Below are 21,239 nucleotides of genomic sequence, written 5' to 3' on the forward strand. Positions count from 1 at the left end.
AGCACTTCCAATAGGCTTATAAAATGGATAACCATTGAAAATATTTATATATTTAGGGTGTAAATAAATATTTTTAAATAAAATTTTTTATTTTTCTCGCAAAAATTTTCTTCGATACCTTAAACTTTCAAACAATGCATACTGATCAGCTATTGTTACATTTCCAATGTTTTCATCAAAGATTGTGGCTGACTCTAATGCCCAATCTGGGATTCCATTAATACGTTCAATCATTTCTCCAACAAAAAGAGGACTAAGTAACTTTTGAAAGGGATGAATACTAGGATATTCAGTATTTTTTAATGCTTCAAATGATGCATCTATGGTGCTTTTACAAGCAAGTAGCGATGAACCTTGATCTAAAGCAAAAATCAAACCTCGTCCATCTTTCTGCAATTCAGCTTTAAAGTTTAATGGTCTATCCTGATTCCCAATCCAATAATCAAAAACTGCTATGTAAGAAATTTGCTTTGGATAAAATTTTATTAATTTAAGTAATTCTGGAAGGTGATCAATATCTGCCATTATACCTTTTTTAATTTATTGGGTTGTTCATAACTCCTATTATCTAGTGAAGTAAAATCATAAATCTTTCGATCCTCTTCATAAGCCATCAAAGCAACAAAATTGATGGTATCTTGGGTTGAATTATGTTTTGCAGGAACGCCTAAAGCAACAGGTATCCCTAAAATATTTGCTAATCTATTTGCTACAATTTCGGAATATACTTGTGCCTGAGCGATCTCATGATCACTTTTGATCAATACTGATAATGAACCTTGTCTGGAATCAGTCGTACTTGATGGATTAGGTTCAAAAACTTCTAATATTTTATAATTCAATAAAGACATTTTAAAAAAGCCTTGATTGCCAACTATTGGTAAACACATCCGCTAAGTTTATAATTTGATCAATAATAAAATTATTTTCACTGACAGGGTAATGATAGTTTTTAAAATAATTTGTACCATTAAAATGATTCTTGCCTTATATGTCTGATTATTTTGCCAATCAGGAATTATAGATTTTTTTAGCTTGTCTGTTAGTTCTACTGCCATAGAAATCAATACACGTTCATCTATGTCATGTTCTAGCATAGGATTACTTTTCAACAATTGGTAGAATGTATATTCATCATGAAACAATTCACGTTTAGTAATCTTATCATCAACCAAATATTCTAATGCTGTTAGCTCATCAAGTTCTGGTAAGATTTGACCATCATTTTTCTGTTCATCAACTTTGATAAGATTCACTAAATTGATACAAGCATATCAAATCTAGTCTAAAAATAGAGTAAAAATTTACACTAAAATTAATAGGTATTCGAGTTCGGCATCAGTAGAACTTATCCACTCATTCCAATAGCAAAGAACAATATGATTGGATACAAACTATTAATCCCAACTTATGTTAAGGATTTACAGATTACTCTTATAATAGCGAATAATGATCTGAGTACTTCAATATGAATAAATCTTTAGGTATGAATGAACTATTCTCAAGAAGAAAAGCAATAGTTCACCTTTCCTTAAGTAATAGTTCACCTATCCTGTTAATTTAGATCTTTTTCACTTCTGCAATCCACTTTTGTTTTTCTTCATCAGAAATGAATGAAGCCTCAAAAGAATTAATTGCCAATTGTTTTAATTCATCATTGCTCAAATCCAGAGCCTGCTGAATTGCAACAAAGTTATCATTCATATAACCACCGAAATACGAAGGATCATCCGAGTTCACAGTGACATGCACACCCTTCTGCAATAAACGACGGATGTTGTGATCAGCCATATCATTTACGACACAGAGTTTTAAATTACTTAAAGGACACACGGTCAAAGGCATTTTTTCAGCAATTAAACGTGTCATCAAACACTCGTCCTCTTCTGAACGTACGCCATGGTCAATACGATTCACTTTCAGCAAATCTAACGCTTCCCAGATATATTCTGGTGGGCCTTCTTCACCGGCATGCGCCACAATCAAGAATCCTGCCTCACGCGCTTTGGCAAAAACACGTTCAAATTTCGATGGTGGATGCCCGACTTCACTTGAGTCCAGACCAATTGCAATAATGTCATCTTTGAATGGCAAAGCTTGCTCAAGCGTTTCAAAGGCCTTTTCTTCGCTTAAATGACGCAAGAAACACATGATCAACTGAGAACTAATCCCTAATCTGTCCTGAGCATCCTTACACGCACGTTTTAACCCCGCCAACACGGTTGCAAACTCAACCCCACGCTCAGTATGCGTTTGCGGATCAAAGAACATTTCGGTATGTACCACACGATCTTCAGCACATTTTTCGAAATATGCCCAAGCAAGATCATAAAAATCTTGTTCATGTACCAGCACGTTTGCACCAGCGTAGTAGATATCAAGAAATGATTGAAGATTATGGAAGTTATAGGCTTGCTTCACTTCTTCCACAGATTGATAAGGAATCTGAATCTGATTACGCTGTGCAATAGCAAACATCAGTTCTGGTTCAAATGTCCCTTCAATATGCACATGCAATTCGGCTTTGGGTAAAGCACGAATCAGCTCGATTTGATTCATAGTAACTCCACGTCTAAAGAAAAAAGGGTGTAACCAATATGGACACCCTTTTCGGGTTCTTTGCTTAAACAGCAATTCAAGCAAAGAATTATTAAAGAATAATAAAGATTGGATTAACCGCCAAATGCAGCAAATTTAAATACCCAAAGCGCAGCAATGATCCAAACCATATACGGTACTGTCTTGGCCTTGCCTGTTAACAATTTCACTAGAGCATAGCTAATAAAGCCCATTGCAATACCATCTGCAATTGAATAAGCAAATGGCATAAATACGATGGTTAAAAATGCTGGAACTGCTTCAGTGATATCATCCCAATCAATGTTGGTAATCCCTTGGATCATTAGCACGCCAATGAACAATAATGCAGGTGCTGTTGCAAAACCAGGTACAGATTGCGCCAAAGGTGCCAAGAACAAACAGCCAATAAACAGGAAAGCAACCACCACAGCCGTTAAACCTGTACGACCACCAGCGGCAACGCCCGAAGCCGACTCAATATAAGGCGTTGTTGATGAAGTTCCTAATGCTGCGCCAGCAACAATTGCGGTTGAATCAGCAAAAAGTGCTTTCTTCAAACGTGGTAACTTACCATCTTGCAGTAATCCTGCACGGTGCGACACCCCAACCAAAGTACCCGTACTATCAAATAAATCGACAATAAAGAATACAAAAATCACGCCGACCATACTGGCAGTAAATAGACCTTCAAAATCCATTTGCATGAATGTTGGTGCAATCGAAGGAATCTCCCCAACCACACCTTTAAAGTCATTTAATCCCATCATTGTTGCAATTGCTGTCACAGCCAAGATACTGATGATAATCGCACCTCGTACTTTAAACTGATGCAGCATAACAATGAGCAGGAAACCAAATAAAGCAAGCAATACGGTTGGTTGTTTAATATCGCCAAGGCCAACCAAAGTCGCTTGGTTTGCCACGATAATGCCCGAGTTTTTCAAGGCAACCAATGCCAAGAACAAACCAATACCACCACCAATGGCAAATTTAAGTGACATTGGAATTGCATTGACGATTGCTTCACGAATTTTGAAGAAGCTGATCGCAAGGAAGATAATCCCTGAGACAAAAACAGCAGCTAATGCAGTTTGCCAAGGCACGCCCATGCCCAAACAGACAGAATAGGTAAAATAGGCATTTAAGCCCATACCAGGTGCAAGTGCGATTGGATAATTCGCAATAATCCCCATGACCAAACACCCAATTGCTGCAGCCAAACAGGTCGCAACAAACACAGCACCATGATCCATGCCTGTTTCAGAGAGAATGAGTGGGTTTACAATGATGATGTAACACATCGTTAGAAATGTAGTTACACCTGCTAGAACTTCTGTTCTAAAGTTGGTTTTGTTATCGCTCAATTTAAATAAGCGTTCTAGCAAACCAGCCGAAGCATTAGGCGTTGTCATAACATAGCACCTGTTGAAATCTAAGATCGTAGAATGTGAAATCTATACGTTTGTGTTTGCAATCTTTTTTGAATGTACACAAAAAGGTACGCAAGGCGAGAAGCAATCTATATGCCAGCTTTGCACTTGCTACGCAGAGAATATGTATAAATCCGATTCCGATATCAAAACGTAAAAAGCCGCATAACAAGATGCAGCTTTTTATTGAATGGCAAATATTTTAACAGATTCTATTCAAAACTTGAGTAGCTCAATACAAAAAAAGCGCATTTCATGCTCAATCTCGGTTCATTGAGTTAAGAATAGTCTCATATACCGTACCAAAACTAATGACTACGCTGATATGAGGATAAATGCGTATGCGGATTATGTTGTATTGTGTTCAAGCTGTTTTCAGCATCTTGAACAATTTTTAGTAGCTCTTGACGTTTCTTCGCTTGGGCATCCACATAAGCAACATAACCCAAAATGAACACAAAAAAGGCCAAAGCAATCGCAATTTTAATCTTCATTATTATTATCTCTATTATAAAGTTTTCTTTAATGCTAACAAAAAGAAGGTAAACGAGAACAAAAACGCATATTAAAATCACAAATGATAACTACATCACAATTATATAGCTATTTTAATAATTTTTCCGCTTAATTTTCGCTCAATCAAATATTAGAATATTCCAGTTTTTAGCAATTACATTTTATATAATTCAATAAGATAGATATAAATCACATCTTTCTTGTAGAAAAAATAGTTTATTTTCAGTATGTAAAAACAAAGAGCACTTTCCCTTAGAAAAGTGCTCAACGTCACAACAACTATTTAGCTTAGAACTGGTAGTTCAAACGCACTAAAAAGTTACGTGGCGTGCCTGGCATAGATTCTGAACGCCAATACTCTTTATTGGTCAAATTATTCACAGCTAAAGTAATGTTCCAAGGATTAGCGCTATACCCAATTGCCGCATCTAAACGTGTAAAACCTGCAAAATCGGTTGGTTGTCGATCCAAGTTACCATTTGGATAGATTTTGGCATCTCCAACATAGGTTGCTCCCACCTCACCATAAACTTTATCGATTGGAAGATAACGAACAAAAAGATTCCCTGTATGACGAGGTGTGTTATTTAATTCTTTCCCAACATTTTGCTGTTTAGGATCTTTAGTAACCTCGGTATCCATATAGCTATAACCACCACGCACAAAAAGATTGTCTAAAGCACGTCCAATAAAGCTAAATTCAATCCCCTTAGATTGATGCTGACCACCCACAGCCCATTCATTTGGCATATTGTCAGGATTTGGTTGATAGCGGATATTGTTCTTACGAATGTCAAACACAGAAAACTGGGTATTTAAACGATCATTTAGCCAATCACTTTTTACACCCACCTCATATTGCTCATTGTATTGTGGTTTCGCATCAAATGTATCTACATCTGTATTTGCAGAGACAACATTTACTCCTACTCTCCCACCAAATGGCGCAAAGCTCTTGCTATAAGATGCATAAAAACTCTGACTCTCTACGGGTTGCCAAATAAAACCGATATTTGGGCTAAAACTTTCACCCTCAATACTACGATGATAATCCAGAGCTTCACTTGATTTTAAACGATTGGTTGTTTCAGACTGATAGTAGTCATAACGACCGCCCAACATCATTTTAAAATAATCATTAAAACTGATAAGGTCTTGAATAAACACGCCATAACCTTCGCCTTGATTATAATTATGTGTATTTAAGATTAAGTTGCCAGAACCTCTTGAACTACTTCTTTCACCTGTTAGCGGATTAACATAACCATAAATAGCAGCACCATCTTTCTTATTGGCTAAAAGTGGTTCCCGCTGTTCATAAGTCCAGTCTGCACCGACCAATAGATTATGCTTAATACGGCCTGTACCAAATTCGCCACGAATATCAAAAGTATTGCTGGTGGTTTTATTATCAGTTTTCTGCCAATAATAAATTTGCGAAATATCACCAACATGGCCTTTGCATGTACCCGCATTTGTTATTGCTGTACCGTCTGTCTTACATAAACCACCCGCATAGAAGTGGTCAAAGTTTTGCTCTGCTTGGCGATAACTGAGTGCCCAATGAAAATTCCAGTTGGGTGCAAACTCGTAATTCAGGTCAGAACGTGCAACTTGTAAAACATCATTCACATAGTCGCCGTCTTGAGCAAAACCTGTTTTAATCGAAGTTCCTTTTGGAAGTGCCGTATAAGAGGGGCCACGATCTGGCACGCGATGCAATTTGTCGTAGGTATACTGCATGGTCCAAGTTAGACCTTCATCATTTTTATAGGTAAAACTTGGTGAAAGCATCTCAATCTTATTTTCGATACCCGAACGGAAGCTATTCGACTCTCCATATTCGCCAGTTAAGCGAACAGCAACGTTATCTGTGAGCACTTGGTTTAAATCAACTGTTGTTCCATAGTTATCATATGAACCAGCATAAATCCCCACTGAGCTTTTTGAATCAAAATTGGCGAACTTACTAACCATATTGATGACTCCACCACCTGAACTACGGCCATAAAGTACAGATGCAGGGCCTTTTAATATTTCAATACGTTCAATATTTGCAGTACTACGGCGAACCTGACCACTTTCACGGATACCATCACGATAAATATCGCCACTATCCGCATTAAAGCCTCTTAGATTAATTCCATCACCACGCATGTCATAACTGGTTGATACCCCTGGCGTCCCCTGTAGCATGACACTCAGATCATTAGACCCATAAATTTTATATTTTTGCACATCGATCGTATCGATGGTTTGCGGAATGTCTTTTTTCTTGAGGCCATTACGGGTGACACTTGCCTGATCATAATCGATATAGCTTTTGATCGGATCAAGCTCACTCATTGCTTCAATTTTAATGGTTGGCATCACGGCAGTTGATGACGTGGCCTCATTTGCAGCAGCATATTGGGCCTGGAGGAGCATCAAGCTAAGCAAGCTAAATTTAAAAGCAGGCTTGCCCATCAAAGTTGGATAAAAATAACGCATAAAATTCTCAAAAATTCAGACAAAAATTAAAAAAGATTAAAAATAAAAAACAATTACAATTTTAATAAAAATCATTCTCATTTTCATCATTTTTTACATTAAATTTTAACTAAACAGGCCATTTATTCTTCATTTAAAATAAAGGCTTGCTTTTTAGTCTTCTGAAAAATTCTAAAAATATTTTTTAAATCTTTGAGTTAGTCCTTATAAATTCCATTTTTCTACACAATTTTACATTAGGCTACAGCCAAAATAATTTGATCTTTTTTTGGGGTTTTAGAATGAAATATTCTGTTTATTGTGGAAAGCTCAGTGTGCTGAGTACAGCGTTATTGAGTATCAGTGCTTCAATTTTTGCATCTGAGCCTCAGCCTGAGGCTCCCTCTTCCACCCCCTCAGAATCAAATACACAAGTTTTGCCAACACTTTCATTCAAAGCTTCAGCAGAGCCTAAAAAAGTAAAAGATGATGACATTAGTGCCGTACCTAAAACGGTTATTACCCGTGAAGAAATGCTTCAATATGGGGATCAATCAGTTATGGATGCATTACGACGCGCTGCTGGCTTTCAGATTCCCGCTTTTGGACAAGGTCCTCGCGGTGGCAGTGGCGCTTCGGGAATGCGCTTTCGTGGTGGTGGCGCGCCCACTTTTTTAGTCAACGGCGAACCTGTTCAAGGTGGCCCACGTGGTGGTATGTCTGTCATTGATACCATCACTCCGGAAATGATCGAACGAATCGAAGTCATCAAACAGCCGAGTGTCGCACAGGCTTCGGTCGCCTCCTCTGCCGTGATCAATATTATTTTGAAAGAACCGCTAGATACCCGTTTAAACGGCACAGTAAAAATAGGCTATGGTTTACGTGATAGCGGTGAACAACAAGCTGAACGCAAACAAATTAACATTCAAGCGGATGGGCGTGAAAACCAGTGGTCATACAGTGTTTCAGCCAATCAAATGTGGATGGATAACACCTCGGTCACCAAGACAGAAACGGCAGCAGGAACGCGTGAGCAACTTCGTACCATTAACCGTACCATGCAAATGTTCTCTCCCCGTTTGCAATATGATCTGGATGACCAACAAAAACTGATTGCAGAATTGTTCTATCGCAATATCAAAATGGATGGCTATTCGGCCAATCAAACTCAGGATGACAAGAATGATAGTATTCGTTTAAACACCCGTTATGAACGTAAAGATAAAGACCTGAGTGATAAGATTCGACTCTCTGTCGAGCGTCAAACGGAGACACAACGGACTCGCTCTATAGCCAGCACTATCTATACAGATGAAACCGTGAACCAGTATGGGTTTGCTTATGATGGTGTACGAAAGTTAGATAAAGATCGCCAAGTCAAATTTGGTTTTGATACCCGTAGTAATGAACTGGACAGCAATGTCAGTAAAAGCCTAGATGAGCAACGTTATGCTGTTTATGCTGAAGGCAGTTGGCGTTTCACCGAGCGTCAAACCTTGACTTTAGGGGCCCGTCAAGAATGGCTCAACCGTTCTGGCTTGGTCGATTATCAAGATCAGCATCTCAGTCCTGTTTTGGCATACCGTTTTGACCTGACTGAACAATGGTCAATTCAGACCAACTTAAGCCAAGCATTTAAAAGCCCCAATACAGATCGGCTTGTCCCGAATGTTACTGTCTCAACCGATAGTGATGCAGGTAGCCTGAATAATCCTGATCGTGGTGGTAATCCAAATCTAAGACCAGAAAAAATTCGTGCAGCCGAATCAACCCTTGCCTATGACTCCGCCAGTGGTGGTATCAGCCTAACCGCGTATCATCGTGAAATTAAAGATTACATCGAGAAAGTCATCGCACTGGAAGGTACACGTTTTGTGGAACGACCACAAAACCAAGATCAGGCCACGACTTATGGGGTTGAACTCTCTGGACGCTATGCGCTAAAACAAACCGAAACTGGGCATTCATTTATGCTTAATGGACAACTATCGACGATTCGCGCCAAAATTGAAGATGGGCAGCATAATGAGCGTCTGGTCAGCGATGTAGCACCTTATAATACCAGTGCAGGCTTATCCTATAGCTATAAGCCATGGCAACTATCATCCAGTATGAATGTCAGTTATACCCCTGAATTTACGCGAGCTTTGGATGGTCAGCCCTATGATAGAACCACCAATCAGCGTTTCAGTTTAGACCTCAGTGCAACCAAACGTTTTACTCATGGCTGGGCAGCCAGCCTCAATCTCAATAACCTATTAAGTACTCACTATAAAGAGCGCTTAACCAACCAAGTCGATGGTAGCCTCTATCAAGCGCGAATCAATGAGAGTATTCCGTCCTTCCAGTTGACCTTAGAGAAAAAGTTTTAAGCCAACTCTCTTAAAATGATTCAAATACTTAAAGCCAGCTGATCCACACTGGCTTTTTTAATTCCAGCGGAACGCTTAAACCAAATGATAACAATCACTTGTATTAAAAATGTTACGCTCTTCTGCCAAATTTATCCTTCAGAATCTAGAGCAATATGAGAGCTGAATTAAAAGCCAAAATCATCGAAGTCTGCGATGAAAAAATAGCAAAAAAAGGCGAAAACGTCGGGCTTTCTTTTTATGCATTTTTCGCCAATAAAAATGATGATCCTGAACGTCTGATGGAAGCTGCCCACTGGTGGATCATGGAACATCGACTGGACCATTTTGAAAAAGCCAGCAAGATTAAAACATTGGTTTTAGCTAAATCCGATTGCCTCTAAGGCTCATACACGACACTTTGATAACACTGTTGAAATGACTGAGTAAGCATAATTAACAAAGTATTTATCTTCACATAAGTACCTTCCTTGCTCGAATTTAAACTCGCTCTATTTCTATATTAAAAAGAACAGCGTATATTATTTCAAAACACATCTTTATCCTGTTTTATGACTTCAAGAAAAACCAGTGATGCAGGTATCTTTTTATGGATGGTCTATCAAACCATGCAAAAAATGGATCTGGATGCCGCCGCTATTTTTGCTCGTGTTCATTTACCTGATCAGCCCCCTGATAAATTTGTTCGACGGGACAACGCCACCCAACAGCGTTTTTGGCAAGCAGCGCAACAGATCAGTCAAGACTCTGATATTGGCTTACATATTGGTGCGAATATTCCACCATTTCGCGGACAAGTGATTGAATATCTTTTTTTGAGCAGCCCCACGTTTGGTGAAGGTTTAAAACGTACCATCCGTTATCAAGCCTTACTTACCGACGCGATGTCCTTCCAACTCGACCTCATTAGCGAAACAACAGCGACGATCTCAGGTCTCAATCACCCTGTACGGCATTACTTGGAATGTGCGATTGGGATTTTACTCAATTTTTTTAAATACATCAGCGAAGGAACTTTTACACCCACTGAAATTGGTCTACCTTACCCTGATGGTGCGCATCAAGAGGAATATCAAAAAGTATGGGGATGTCCAGTCAGGCTCGGCCAAAGTAATGGCTACATTTGCTTTGATCAGAGTCAATTAGCAACCCCCTCTGCTGCACATGAACCTGAACTGTTAAAAGTACATGAACACCATGCTGCCGCACAGCTTGAGTTACTAAACAAACACCAGCTTATAAACGAAATCGAAAAAATCTTGGCCAGTGGTTTACTAGAATCTGGTGAATTTGATCAGAACATCATTGCTGAGTATTTAGGACGCAGTGGGCGTAGTTTAAGGGCTGATTTACAACTGTTAAATACCAGCTATGAAAAAGTCATCGCGCATTATCGGGAACGTCTGGCACGACGATTACTTTCTCAAACCGAAGAAAGCATCGACCAGATTGTTTATCTCACTGGCTTTTCTGAACCATCAGCATTTTCCAGAGCATTTAAACGCTGGACTGGTGAAACACCTACGGCGTATCGTCAACGCAAACAAGTTTGAATTGATTTAACAGGCTGATAAAAGCTGCCAGATGGGTCAAAATAATTCCTTCAAACCGTCTTAAAATCCGAACCATGTATTACAAGGTAATCTCTCATGATCGGTTTTCCAGTCGGTATTTTTATTGCTAATGGTATGGAATGGTATTTTCACAAAGTATGGTTACATGAATTTCCAAGCAAAAATAGAAATAGTCCATTCTTTACCCATATTGCTCACCATAAACGTGCTCGTTTAAATCGCTTTTATGATGAAGGTTATGCCGAATCGATGTTTAAAAACTCGGAAATGTATAATGAAAAATCAGCACTTATCGGCTTGGCTGCTGCATCTACGATTTTTCTGCCTGTTGCACCATTCTTTACCGCAGGGTTGTACTATGGTATCTGGAATTATTGGAAGGTGCATGCCAAATCACACCTAGATCCAGAGTATGCGAAAAAAAGAATCCCTTGGCACTACGATCATCACATGACCAGCAACCAAAACGCCAACTGGTGTGTGACTAAGCCATGGTTTGATTATATTATGGGAACGCGAGTGATGACGGATGCGTCAGAGACAGAAACCAATCCATTGGCAATCAACATGCCAAAGTGGTTAGAGCAAAGGGTGAACCGTGCTGCTCGCCGCTTATTGCCTAAAGCGTATGCTCAAATTGATGCCAATACGCAATTTGATCAACAAAATTTAAAACATGGGATTGAAGTTAGCTTGTAGATAGTTCGCGGAGTAAAAAAAACCGAGTATCTCAATCACTCGGTTTTTCTCTTGTTTTATTCAACTTTACCAATCTCGAGTTGCAATAATTTCCTCTTTATCAGCATTCTCAAAACCATAGGCAGCAGCAATAACATCAAAGTCATGACCAATAGCCTCTCTGGCAGCCGTTTCTATTTCACTCTCCTGCTCCCAAAACTCTTCTTGTAATTCATTAAATTGCTCAGTGGCCGCATGCGTTAGCTTATATAGCTCAGCTAATGTCTTAGGTTGCGTTAGCTCAATCTGCTGACATAGTGAAATTAGGATTCGCTCACCTTTCTTGACTAAATCATTAGGAAAATATGAATCGGCATACATATCTACTAAAAAAGAATAGTTCGGCATTTTCTGATTACCAAGCTGCATTTATTTTGATCCTTTTCTTAATATTGTTTAATAAAATTAACATATATTTTTATCAAAGCTCAATTTTTAAATAAGCTAATTGAATAGCCTCAAGCCTCATCCTGTTCAAAAAATTTAAGATTCTGGCTGAGGGGAATTGAGTAAAGAAAATTAAAATTCCATGTAAATTAGGGTCTAATGCGAACTCGTTTTAGACAATAAATTTAAGATCAATACGCCACTCATAATCAACACAATACCAATAATGCCCCAAACATCTAGTTTTTGATCAAATACAAACCACGCAACAGTAGTAATCAAAACGATACCCACCCCAGACCAGATCGCATAAGCAACACCCACTGGAATGGTTTTCAATGTTAATGACAAACAATAAAATGCGATGATATAGCCCACCACGACAACAATTGAAGCAAGTGGTTTGGTAAAACCCTCACTGCTTTTTAAGGCTGATGTTGCAATCACTTCCGCAGTAATAGCAATGAATAAAATAACCCAATTGTTCATTTACCTATCCCCTACGATCAATACAGCCGACCCAATGATATATACAAGAAAAAAACACCCTTATGATAAAGGGTGTTTTTTAATATTGATGTCAACAAGTTTAAAACAAAATTAAGCTGACTTCTTTGCCATATTATTTTTACGCATCGTAATCATCAGTAACTGTACAGCTGCTGGTGTTACACCCGGAATACGGCTTGCCTGCGCCAGTGTTTCTGGACGAACTGTTTTCAATTTTAAGGTAATTTCACGTGATAAACCTGAAATACCCTCATATTCAAAATCAGCTGGAATTTTGGTTTCTTCAAGGCGCTTTAATTGTGCAACATCTTCATGTTGACGATTAATATAACCTTGGTATTTCACTGCAATTTCAATTTGCTCACCCACATGTTCAGACACGTCTGAACCCGTTAATTCGGCAATTTGAGCAAAGTTGATATTTGGGCGTTTTAATAAATCGATCGCACTACATTCTTTACTAAGATCAGCACCTGTCATTTCAATGAACTTTTTCCCCATTGGATTGTTTGGTGCAGCCCATAGATGTTGTAAGCGAGAGGTTTCACGCTCAACTGCTTCCATTTTTTCGCTATAAGCAGCCCAACGCTCATCATCAACCAGACCCAGTTCACGACCAATAGACGTTAAACGCTGATCAGCATTGTCTTCACGCAACATCAAACGGTATTCCGCACGTGAGGTGAACATACGGTACGGTTCTTTTGTCCCTAAAGTAATAAGGTCATCAACCAATACACCCATATAAGCTTGATCACGTTTTGGTGTCCATTCTTCTTGTTCCCACGCACGGCGTGCCGCGTTTAAGCCCGCAAGCAAACCTTGTGCACCTGCTTCCTCATAACCGGTAGTCCCGTTGATTTGACCAGCAAAGTACAGATTTTGAATCGCCTTGGTTTCAAGTGTGAATTTCAATGCCTGTGGATTAAAATAGTCATATTCAATTGCATAGCCTGGACGCAAGATATGTGCATTTTCCATACCACGGATCGAACGAACCAAATTGAACTGTACGTCAAATGGCAAAGAGGTCGAAATCCCGTTTGGATATAGTTCATGCGTATCCAAACCTTCTGGTTCCAAGAACACTTGATGTGAATCTTTATCAGCAAAACGATGAATCTTATCTTCAATCGATGGGCAATAGCGTGGCCCTACACCTTCGATCACACCAGTATACATTGGTGAACGATCAAGTCCGCCACGAATAATTTCATGGGTTTTTTCACTGGTATGCGTGATATAGCAATTCACTTGCTCAGGGTGCATTGACGCATCACCCATAAATGACATGACAGGAGATGGGAAATCACCCGGTTGAGGGGTCATCACCGAAAAGTCGACAGTACGAGCATCAATACGTGGTGGTGTCCCGGTCTTTAAGCGCCCAACAGGAAGTTTAAGCTCGCGCAAACGGTGCGCCAAAGCAATCGATGGTGGATCGCCTGCACGGCCACCACTAGAGTTTTGTAAACCAACATGGATCACTCCACCCAAGAACGTACCTGTCGTCAACACCACTGTTTTAGTGTCGAAACGAATCCCCATTTGCGTCACAACACCCTTAACGGTATCGCCTTCAACAATGAGGTCATCGGCGGCTTGTTGGAAGATGTCCAGATTGGCCTGATTTTCTAGCGTATCGCGAATCGCAGCTTTATAACGAACACGGTCGGCTTGGGCACGTGTTGCACGCACAGCCGCCCCTTTACGGGAATTTAGAATACGGAATTGAATACCGCCTTTATCCGCTGCAAGTGCCATAGCACCGCCAAGTGCATCGATTTCACGGACAAGATGTGATTTACCAATACCACCAATCGCTGGGTTACAGCTCATCTGCCCCAAAGTTTCAATATTATGCGTTAACAATAATGTTTGTCTTCCCATACGTGCCGCAGCAAGCGCTGCTTCCGTACCTGCGTGTCCGCCGCCAATTACGATAACGTCGTAAACTTTAGGATAGTGCATAGTGGTAAATGTGTATTCAAAAAATGACAGAGCATTATACAGGAGTTTTCAATTAATTTGGAAAAAACAGTCAAGATTGTTATTGATTACAAGCGACTGTTCTGACTACAAAATATACAAAAAGAAACCTTATGTTGCATTTTTCTCTTAGACTCCACACAGCCATTCATCACTATTAACTGGAACACCACTGTTTTATTTGGTCAATTTTTTATCCTAATAGTGAATAACAAATACTTTAGGAAAATGATATGAACACCAAGCTTTTATTGTCATCTCTTATTTGTAGTCTTTGTTTTAGCGTAGCTGCACATGCAGGGACTAAGGCAACCCAAGACCAGCAGGCAAAAAAATATGAACAGGTTTGTAAAGGTAAAAAACAAGGTACACCTGTGTCATTTGCATATAAAGGCGTTGTTTTCAATGGGTCATGCGAGCCCAATGCAGCAGGTAAATTAGTATTCCAGCCACCAATGCCTGCTTCAAATGCCGCAGTAGATACACAAAGCCGTATCTCAGAAACACAATCGGCACCTCGTCCCGTTAGTCAGTAAGTCCTGCCTTATTTGGCCACACAACGATATGTTTTCTTGATACGAACTATAAAAGAAGGTCGTGAAGACCTTCTTTTCTTTTCCATAAAATATAAAAACAATATAATAGCGTGCATGTGTCCACAATATTTCATCTTAAAATTGTAATCTGTCTATTTTATAATCCCTTTAATCGACCCGAATCCATTACAATACCCACAAATACATTTATTTAGGTTTTCCTGTGAACTGGCTACAAATTCATATTACTGTTGATCAAAATCAAGTTGAACTGACCGAAACATTACTCCTATCACTAGGTGCTGTCAGTGTTACTTTAGATGATGCAGAAGACCAGGCCTTGCTTGAGCCATTACCAGGTGAAACCCCACTTTGGAATAAGGTCATCGTTACAGGTATTTACCAACAAGAAGAAAGTGATCCAATTGATGTTGATACTTTAGAAGCCTTTTTAAAAGTACAACTTCCTGATGTGCCTATGCGCCATGAATATCTGGAAAACCAAGTCTGGGAACGCGCCTGGATGGACTATTATGAACCAATTCAAATTGGTGAAAAATACTGGATCGTACCAGAATGGCTAGAACCTCCTGAAGCAGATGCAACCAACATCAAGCTTGACCCTGGTCTGGCGTTTGGTACAGGAAATCATGCCAGCACCTTCCTTTGCCTTCAATGGCTGGGTAAAACTGACGTTAAAGATAAAGTTGTGATTGATTATGGTTGTGGTTCAGGAATTCTCGGTGTCGCTGCCTTGTTACTCGGTGCTAAAAAAGTATATTCGACAGATATCGACCCTCAGGCCGTCCTTGCTACAAAACAAAACGCAGAATTGAATGGTGTACTCGATCGCCTTTATGTAGGATTACCAGAAGAGTTTGATCAAGAATTCAAACCACAACAAGCAGATGTCCTTGTCGCAAATATCTTGGCGGCACCTTTGATGGCTCTTGCGCCTGAATTCTCAACTTTATTGAAAAATGAGGGTGAGTTCGCACTTGCTGGTGTAATCGAAGAGCAAGTTGCTGATGTTTCTAGTGTTTACTCACAATTTTTTGATATATTAGAGATTGAAAAGCGTGAAGAAAACTGGTGTCGCATTTCAGGAAAACGTAAAACAACAATTTGAGAACATTGTTACTTATGAGTGAAAAACAAACCCGCTGCCCTAAATGTTCAACTGTGTACAAAGTGACCCTTTCACAACTCAGTGTTGCACAGGGCATGGTTTGTTGTCCAAAATGCGTCATCAACTTTAACGCATTAACCAACTTATTAGAAACAGATAATGAAGCGATACCGACACCTGTCAATCGCTCTCTTTTTTCTTCGATTCAACCTGACAGCTCGTTTGCAGAAAAACAAATGCAGATTTTGAGCATCTTTGATCAGAAAATTGAAAACTCAAACATTGATTTACTGACCTATCTCAACAACCTGAATTACTTCAATACAGAACCTGTCACCGCATTACCCAATCTAAATCTATCAGAAGATAGCTTGCTGATTGATCATGAAAATAACGACAAACAACATGGCTGGATGTATTACACGCTTTGGGGCATTGGTAATATTGCCTTGATTTTGGTGTTTGCTTTTCAGATTTTATGGTTCAACCCAAAACTGATGCATGAGAGCCCTGCTCTCAATCAAATCTTTAACTATGCTTGCGGCATTTTCTCGTGTAAAACCACCAATGACCAATATAAGTATCTCAGCTTTGAAAAAGTAAAATTAAAGCGTGCAGAAAAAGATAGTACAGTTTTTTCAGGTGTACTTTTAAATCATCACGAGAACAGTGTCATGCTGCCTGCTATAAAGGTGATGCTCAAACAGAATGATGATGCTGTTTTTAATGTCGTCTTAAAACCGCAAGACTATTTGGTAGACAGTTTAAAAACCATTCAACGTATTCCATCAAATAGCCCATTTCGCTTCGAATTTACGGTTCCCAAAAGCAAAAATAGCTTCAATGACTATAGTTTAGAATTTGTACAGCCCTAAAAGATCAAAAAAGTGACAAAAAAACAAAAAAAAGTGCAGTTAATTTGCTCACTTTTTCGCTGACAGTGGTATGATACGCGCCACGAATGCTTTGACCTACTTACACCTCGTAATTTACAGACAATAAAATCGTTAAACGAACTGTGCTTCTATCCCATAAGCGCATTGTTGGTTTTTTTGTTTTTAAAAGTAGGCAGTAACAAATATTTAACTATTGTTACGCTTATTTTTTACACAATTCGAGGATTTGTGGCAAGCTAATAGTCCCATTGTTTTAGAGTCACTGTTTTAGGATCTAAAACAGGACTCAGTAATTTAGACCACATTTATATCACTTTACCCAAGTGATATTTTGATTTTTCGGATTAAAACGCATGAATAGCAAATCTCCTATTTTTACGGCTCAATCTGATGTCGCTCTTCGCATCCATGTAGATCGCGCAGTTCGTCATTATTTTGCACAATTGCAAGGTGAGCAACCATCTCAAGTTTATGACATGGTTTTAGCAGAAATGGAGAAACCTCTTTTATCTGTGGTCTTAGAATATACTCGCGGTAATCAAACACGTGCCGCTGAGATTTTAGGCCTTAACCGCGGAACTTTACGCAAAAAGTTAAAAGCTCACGGTTTAATGAGTGAATAATTGATAAAATGCTCACGTTCTCGTGGGCATTTTTTTTGCCTTTTATTTTCAATCTGTAGACTTCAAACTGTTGACTAAAATCATGACTATCAAACGTGCTTTAATCTCTGTTTCCGATAAAACTGGAATCGTTGAATTTGCTCAAAATCTTGCAGCTCTAGGGGTAGAAATTTTATCTACGGGCGGTACATATAAGTTGCTTAAAGACAACAATATCGCCGTAGTAGAGGTTTCTGAACATACAGGTTTTCCTGAAATGATGGATGGTCGTGTCAAAACACTGCATCCTAAAATTCATGGAGGCATCTTAGCGCGTCGTGGTCTGGACGAAGCAGTGATGCAAGAACACAATATTGATCCTATCGATCTTGTTATTGTTAACCTCTACCCTTTTGCAGCGACAGTTGCAAAACCGAACTGTTCACTTGCCGATGCCATCGAAAATATCGACATCGGTGGTCCAACAATGGTTCGTGCGGCTGCAAAAAACCATGCTTCAGTCGGTATTATCGTGAATGCCACTGACTATGATTCAGTCATCGCTGAATTAAAAGCCAATGGTGCATTGTCTTATGAAACACGTTTTGACTTGGCGGTAAAAGCGTTTGAGCATACAGCACAATACGATGGTATGATCGCATCTTATTTAGGTGCGCGTGTTGGCAAAACTGAAGGCGAAGCTGATTTATTCCCGCGCACCTTCAATACTCAACTGAATAAAGCACAAGATTTACGTTATGGTGAAAATCCACACCAAAACGCAGCATTCTATATAGAAGCCAATGCCAAAGAAGCGTCGGTTTCAACTGCGAAGCAATTACAAGGTAAAGAGCTTTCTTATAATAATATTGCAGATACCGATGCGGCACTTGAATGTGTGAAATCGTTTGCAAAACCCGCTTGCGTCATCGTGAAACATGCTAACCCTTGTGGCGTTGCGGTTTCATTAGATGGTATCAAGGCAGCTTATGATCTTGCTTATGCAACCGATCCTGAATCTGCATTTGGTGGCATCATTGCATTCAACCGTGAATTAGACACTGCAACTGCGCAAGCGATTGTAGATCGCCAATTCGTTGAAGTGATTATCGCCCCAAGCATCGCCGATGGCGTGCTCGAAATCACAGGCGCGAAAAAGAATGTCCGTGTGCTGGTGTGTGGTGAACTTCCAGCAATTGATGCACGTGCAGCACAACTTGACTATAAACGTGTAAATGGCGGTTTATTGGTTCAAGACCAAGACTTAGGTATGATCACCAAGGATGATCTTAAAGTTGTGACCAAGCGTGCACCAACCGAACAAGAGATTGATGATCTAATCTTTGCTTGGAAAGTTGCAAAATACGTGAAATCAAATGCAATCGTGTATGCGAAAAACCGTCAAACGATTGGTGTCGGTGCTGGTCAGATGAGTCGTGTCAACTCAGCACGTATTGCTGCAATTAAAGCTGAACATGCAGGTTTAGTGGTTGAAGGTGCAGTTATGGCATCTGATGCATTCTTCCCATTCCGTGATGGTATTGATAATGCGGCCAAAGCCGGCATTAAATGCATTATCCAGCCGGGTGGTTCAATGCGTGATGAAGAAACAATTGCTGCTGCAGACGAAGCTGGTATTGCAATGGTCTTCACAGGCATGCGTCACTTCCGTCATTAATACTACTTTAAAAATTCCGTCTTATTTACCTCCCTCTAAATCTCCCTCCTAAAAGGAGGGAGACTACACCAATATCAATATGGGTTCCCTCTCCTCTTAGGAGATGGGGAACGATTGTAGTTCCGCAAGGGAGAGGTTAAGAGGGACTTTTTTATTCTGAACAGGTATATTCTTAAATACGGAAAAAGGAAATAACTTAATAATGAATATTTTAGTTTTGGGTAGCGGTGGCCGTGAACATGCACTTGCATGGAAAATCGCACAAGATGCAAAAGTCACTCAAGTATTCGTTGCACCGGGTAATGCAGGGACAGCAACTGAAGACAAATGTCAAAACGTTGACCTCGATATTTTAGACAATCCAGCGATTATTGAATTTGCTAAGGCAAATGATGTTGCTTTAGTCATTGTGGGTCCAGAAGCACCATTAGTAAATGGTGTAGTTGATGCTGCTCGTGAAGCAGGTTTAAAAATCTGGGGCCCAACGCAGTATGCGGCACAGTTGGAAGGCTCTAAAGCATTTGCCAAACACTTCTTGAAGCGTCATAACATCCCAACAGCTTTTTACGACGTATTTACAGAAGTTGATGCAGCAAAAGCCTATGTTGAACAAAATGGCGCACCAATCGTGATTAAGGCAGATGGTCTGGCTGCAGGTAAAGGCGTGATCGTGGCAATGAGCAACGAAGAAGCATTTGCTGCCATCGACGATATGCTTGCAGGCAACAAATTTGGTGATGCTGGTTCACGCGTGGTGATTGAGCAATTCCTTGCTGGTGAAGAAGCCAGCTTCATTTGCATGATCGATGGCAACAACATTTTGCCAATGGCAACTTCACAAGATCACAAACGTATTTTCGAAGGTGATGAAGGTCCAAACACAGGTGGTATGGGGGCTTACTCTCCTACGCCAGTGGTGACTGCAGAAGTCTTTGAACGTGTAATGAACGAAGTGATGCGCCCGACTGTAGATGGTATGGCAGCAGATGGTCATGTTTATACTGGTTTCCTGTACGCGGGCTTAATGATTGATGAACAAGGTCAACCACGTGTGATCGAGTTCAATTGCCGTTTTGGCGATCCTGAAACCCAACCAATCATGATGCGTTTAAAATCATCATTGGTCGATTTGGTTGAAGCTGGTATCGACGGTAACTTACCAAGCGAAGCTGAATGGGATGAACGTAAATCGATCGGTATCGTACTTGCAGCTGAAGGCTATCCTGAAACTGTGCGCAAAGGCGATGTGATTTCAGGTTTAGGGCAATCTCCAGAAGACACCAAGATTTTCCATGCTGGTACTGCAATGAGTGCAGATGGTCATGTCATTACTGCAGGCGGTCGCGTACTTTGCGTAACGGCATTAGGTGATACTGTACTTGAAGCACAAATCAATGCATTAGAAGTCTGTGGTCAAGTCACCTTTACAGGTATGCAATACCGCAGTGACATCGGCTACCGTGCCATTGCACGAGAAAAAGCTGAGTAAGGACTTGTCAATAAAAAGCCTTCTCCGGAAGGCTTTTTATTCCTTAAACAGCATAAATACAATTTCTATATTCATTATTTAAATATAAAATTCAGAAAAATATATATTTATTATTCAATTGATCTGTCTCAATATCTTTTTAGAAAAATTCATAAAACTATCATCTATTTACATTTACCCTATACCTAATTTCCCTTAAATAATCATACCCTTATACGCTTTGACAGCATTTTCTGCACTGTCACCTGCTCTAATTTGTTGGTATGATTGCCGAAATTTTAGATGTTGTTTTTATGTTAACTTGATATTCTTCTTCCATTATTTTCAAATGGTTAGAATAT

Annotated in this window: 19 protein-coding genes and 1 pseudogene; 10 read left to right on the forward strand and 10 right to left on the reverse strand. The window is 39.7% G+C overall.

Annotation, left to right across the window (positions count from 1 at the left end; genetic code table 11):
* Positions 1–87: 87 nt before the first annotated feature.
* From NQU59_RS15555 to NQU59_RS15585, 7 genes are all read right to left on the reverse strand, one after another.
* Positions 88–525 carry a hypothetical protein gene (locus NQU59_RS15555; RefSeq protein ID WP_257064017.1) on the reverse strand — a complete coding sequence of 146 codons (438 nt, stop codon included), beginning with the start codon at positions 523–525 and terminating at the stop codon, positions 88–90.
* A complete protein-coding gene (locus NQU59_RS15560; RefSeq protein WP_257064018.1) occupies positions 525–851 on the reverse strand; it encodes a hypothetical protein in 327 nt (108 codons plus the stop codon). Before NQU59_RS15560 ends, NQU59_RS15555 begins: the two co-directional genes overlap by 1 nt.
* A 48-nt stretch (positions 852–899) precedes the next feature.
* On the reverse strand, positions 900–1,256 hold the full coding sequence (locus NQU59_RS15565) for a DUF3387 domain-containing protein (protein WP_257064019.1): 357 nt from the start codon (positions 1,254–1,256) through the stop codon (positions 900–902).
* Positions 1,257–1,560: 304 nt separating this feature from the next.
* Positions 1,561–2,559: an adenosine deaminase gene (locus NQU59_RS15570; RefSeq protein WP_257064020.1), complete on the reverse strand. Its 999-nt coding sequence runs from the start codon at positions 2,557–2,559 to the stop codon at positions 1,561–1,563.
* Positions 2,560–2,672: 113 nt separating this feature from the next.
* The gene (locus NQU59_RS15575; protein ID WP_005242399.1) at positions 2,673–3,992 is read right to left on the reverse strand and encodes an NCS2 family permease; all 1,320 of its coding nucleotides are present in this window, start codon (positions 3,990–3,992) and stop codon (positions 2,673–2,675) included.
* A 326-nt stretch (positions 3,993–4,318) separates the two neighbouring features.
* On the reverse strand, positions 4,319–4,504 hold the full coding sequence (locus NQU59_RS15580) for a hypothetical protein (RefSeq protein ID WP_005242401.1): 186 nt from the start codon (positions 4,502–4,504) through the stop codon (positions 4,319–4,321).
* A gap of 310 nt (positions 4,505–4,814) precedes the next feature.
* Positions 4,815–7,016, reverse strand: coding sequence for a TonB-dependent receptor (locus NQU59_RS15585; protein WP_257064021.1), 2,202 nt, complete (start codon positions 7,014–7,016; stop codon positions 4,815–4,817).
* A gap of 281 nt (positions 7,017–7,297) precedes the next feature.
* Here NQU59_RS15585 and NQU59_RS15590 point away from each other — a divergent pair, with 281 nt between their 5' ends.
* From NQU59_RS15590 to NQU59_RS15605, 4 genes are all read left to right on the forward strand, one after another.
* Entirely contained in the window at positions 7,298–9,370 is a 2,073-nt protein-coding gene (locus tag NQU59_RS15590) for a TonB-dependent receptor plug domain-containing protein (RefSeq protein WP_257064022.1), read from the forward strand.
* 155 nt (positions 9,371–9,525) lie between these two features.
* The gene (locus NQU59_RS15595; protein ID WP_005242407.1) at positions 9,526–9,753 is read left to right on the forward strand and encodes a DUF6500 family protein; all 228 of its coding nucleotides are present in this window, start codon (positions 9,526–9,528) and stop codon (positions 9,751–9,753) included.
* Positions 9,754–9,921: 168 nt separating this feature from the next.
* The gene (locus NQU59_RS15600) at positions 9,922–10,923 is read left to right on the forward strand and encodes an AraC family transcriptional regulator (RefSeq protein WP_005242410.1); all 1,002 of its coding nucleotides are present in this window, start codon (positions 9,922–9,924) and stop codon (positions 10,921–10,923) included.
* A 96-nt stretch (positions 10,924–11,019) separates the two neighbouring features.
* Positions 11,020–11,643, forward strand: coding sequence for a sterol desaturase family protein (locus NQU59_RS15605; RefSeq protein ID WP_257064023.1), 624 nt, complete (start codon positions 11,020–11,022; stop codon positions 11,641–11,643).
* A 66-nt stretch (positions 11,644–11,709) separates the two neighbouring features.
* Here NQU59_RS15605 and NQU59_RS15610 read toward each other — a convergent pair whose 3' ends face one another.
* The 3 genes from NQU59_RS15610 to mnmG all read right to left on the reverse strand — a co-directional run bounded on the left by NQU59_RS15610 (position 11,710) and on the right by mnmG (position 14,550).
* Entirely contained in the window at positions 11,710–12,051 is a 342-nt protein-coding gene (locus NQU59_RS15610; protein ID WP_257064024.1) for a DUF5713 family protein, read from the reverse strand.
* Between the two features lie 174 nt (positions 12,052–12,225).
* Positions 12,226–12,558 (reverse strand): DMT family transporter, encoded by a 333-nt coding sequence (locus NQU59_RS15615; protein WP_005242417.1) that lies wholly within the window; start codon positions 12,556–12,558, stop codon positions 12,226–12,228.
* Positions 12,559–12,669: 111 nt separating this feature from the next.
* Entirely contained in the window at positions 12,670–14,550 is a 1,881-nt protein-coding gene (mnmG, locus tag NQU59_RS15620; RefSeq protein ID WP_005242420.1) for a tRNA uridine-5-carboxymethylaminomethyl(34) synthesis enzyme MnmG, read from the reverse strand.
* 251 nt (positions 14,551–14,801) lie between these two features.
* Here mnmG and NQU59_RS15625 point away from each other — a divergent pair.
* From NQU59_RS15625 to purD, 6 genes and pseudogenes are all read left to right on the forward strand, one after another.
* Positions 14,802–15,098: pseudogene (locus tag NQU59_RS15625) on the forward strand (hypothetical protein); the annotation flags it as partial.
* A 229-nt stretch (positions 15,099–15,327) separates the two neighbouring features.
* The gene (gene prmA / locus NQU59_RS15630; protein WP_005242424.1) at positions 15,328–16,233 is read left to right on the forward strand and encodes a 50S ribosomal protein L11 methyltransferase; all 906 of its coding nucleotides are present in this window, start codon (positions 15,328–15,330) and stop codon (positions 16,231–16,233) included.
* Positions 16,234–16,247: 14 nt separating this feature from the next.
* The gene (locus NQU59_RS15635; RefSeq protein WP_005242426.1) at positions 16,248–17,108 is read left to right on the forward strand and encodes a DUF3426 domain-containing protein; all 861 of its coding nucleotides are present in this window, start codon (positions 16,248–16,250) and stop codon (positions 17,106–17,108) included.
* A gap of 374 nt (positions 17,109–17,482) precedes the next feature.
* The gene (gene fis, locus NQU59_RS15640; RefSeq protein ID WP_001086304.1) at positions 17,483–17,752 is read left to right on the forward strand and encodes a DNA-binding transcriptional regulator Fis; all 270 of its coding nucleotides are present in this window, start codon (positions 17,483–17,485) and stop codon (positions 17,750–17,752) included.
* Between the two features lie 82 nt (positions 17,753–17,834).
* Positions 17,835–19,409: a bifunctional phosphoribosylaminoimidazolecarboxamide formyltransferase/IMP cyclohydrolase gene (gene purH / locus NQU59_RS15645; protein ID WP_257064026.1), complete on the forward strand. Its 1,575-nt coding sequence runs from the start codon at positions 17,835–17,837 to the stop codon at positions 19,407–19,409.
* Positions 19,410–19,611: 202 nt separating this feature from the next.
* Positions 19,612–20,898, forward strand: coding sequence for a phosphoribosylamine--glycine ligase (gene purD, locus NQU59_RS15650; RefSeq protein ID WP_257064027.1), 1,287 nt, complete (start codon positions 19,612–19,614; stop codon positions 20,896–20,898).
* Positions 20,899–21,239: the final 341 nt, after the last annotated feature.

The sequence above is a fragment of the Acinetobacter colistiniresistens genome, assembly GCF_024582815.1.
Classification (GTDB): Bacteria; Pseudomonadota; Gammaproteobacteria; order Pseudomonadales; family Moraxellaceae; genus Acinetobacter.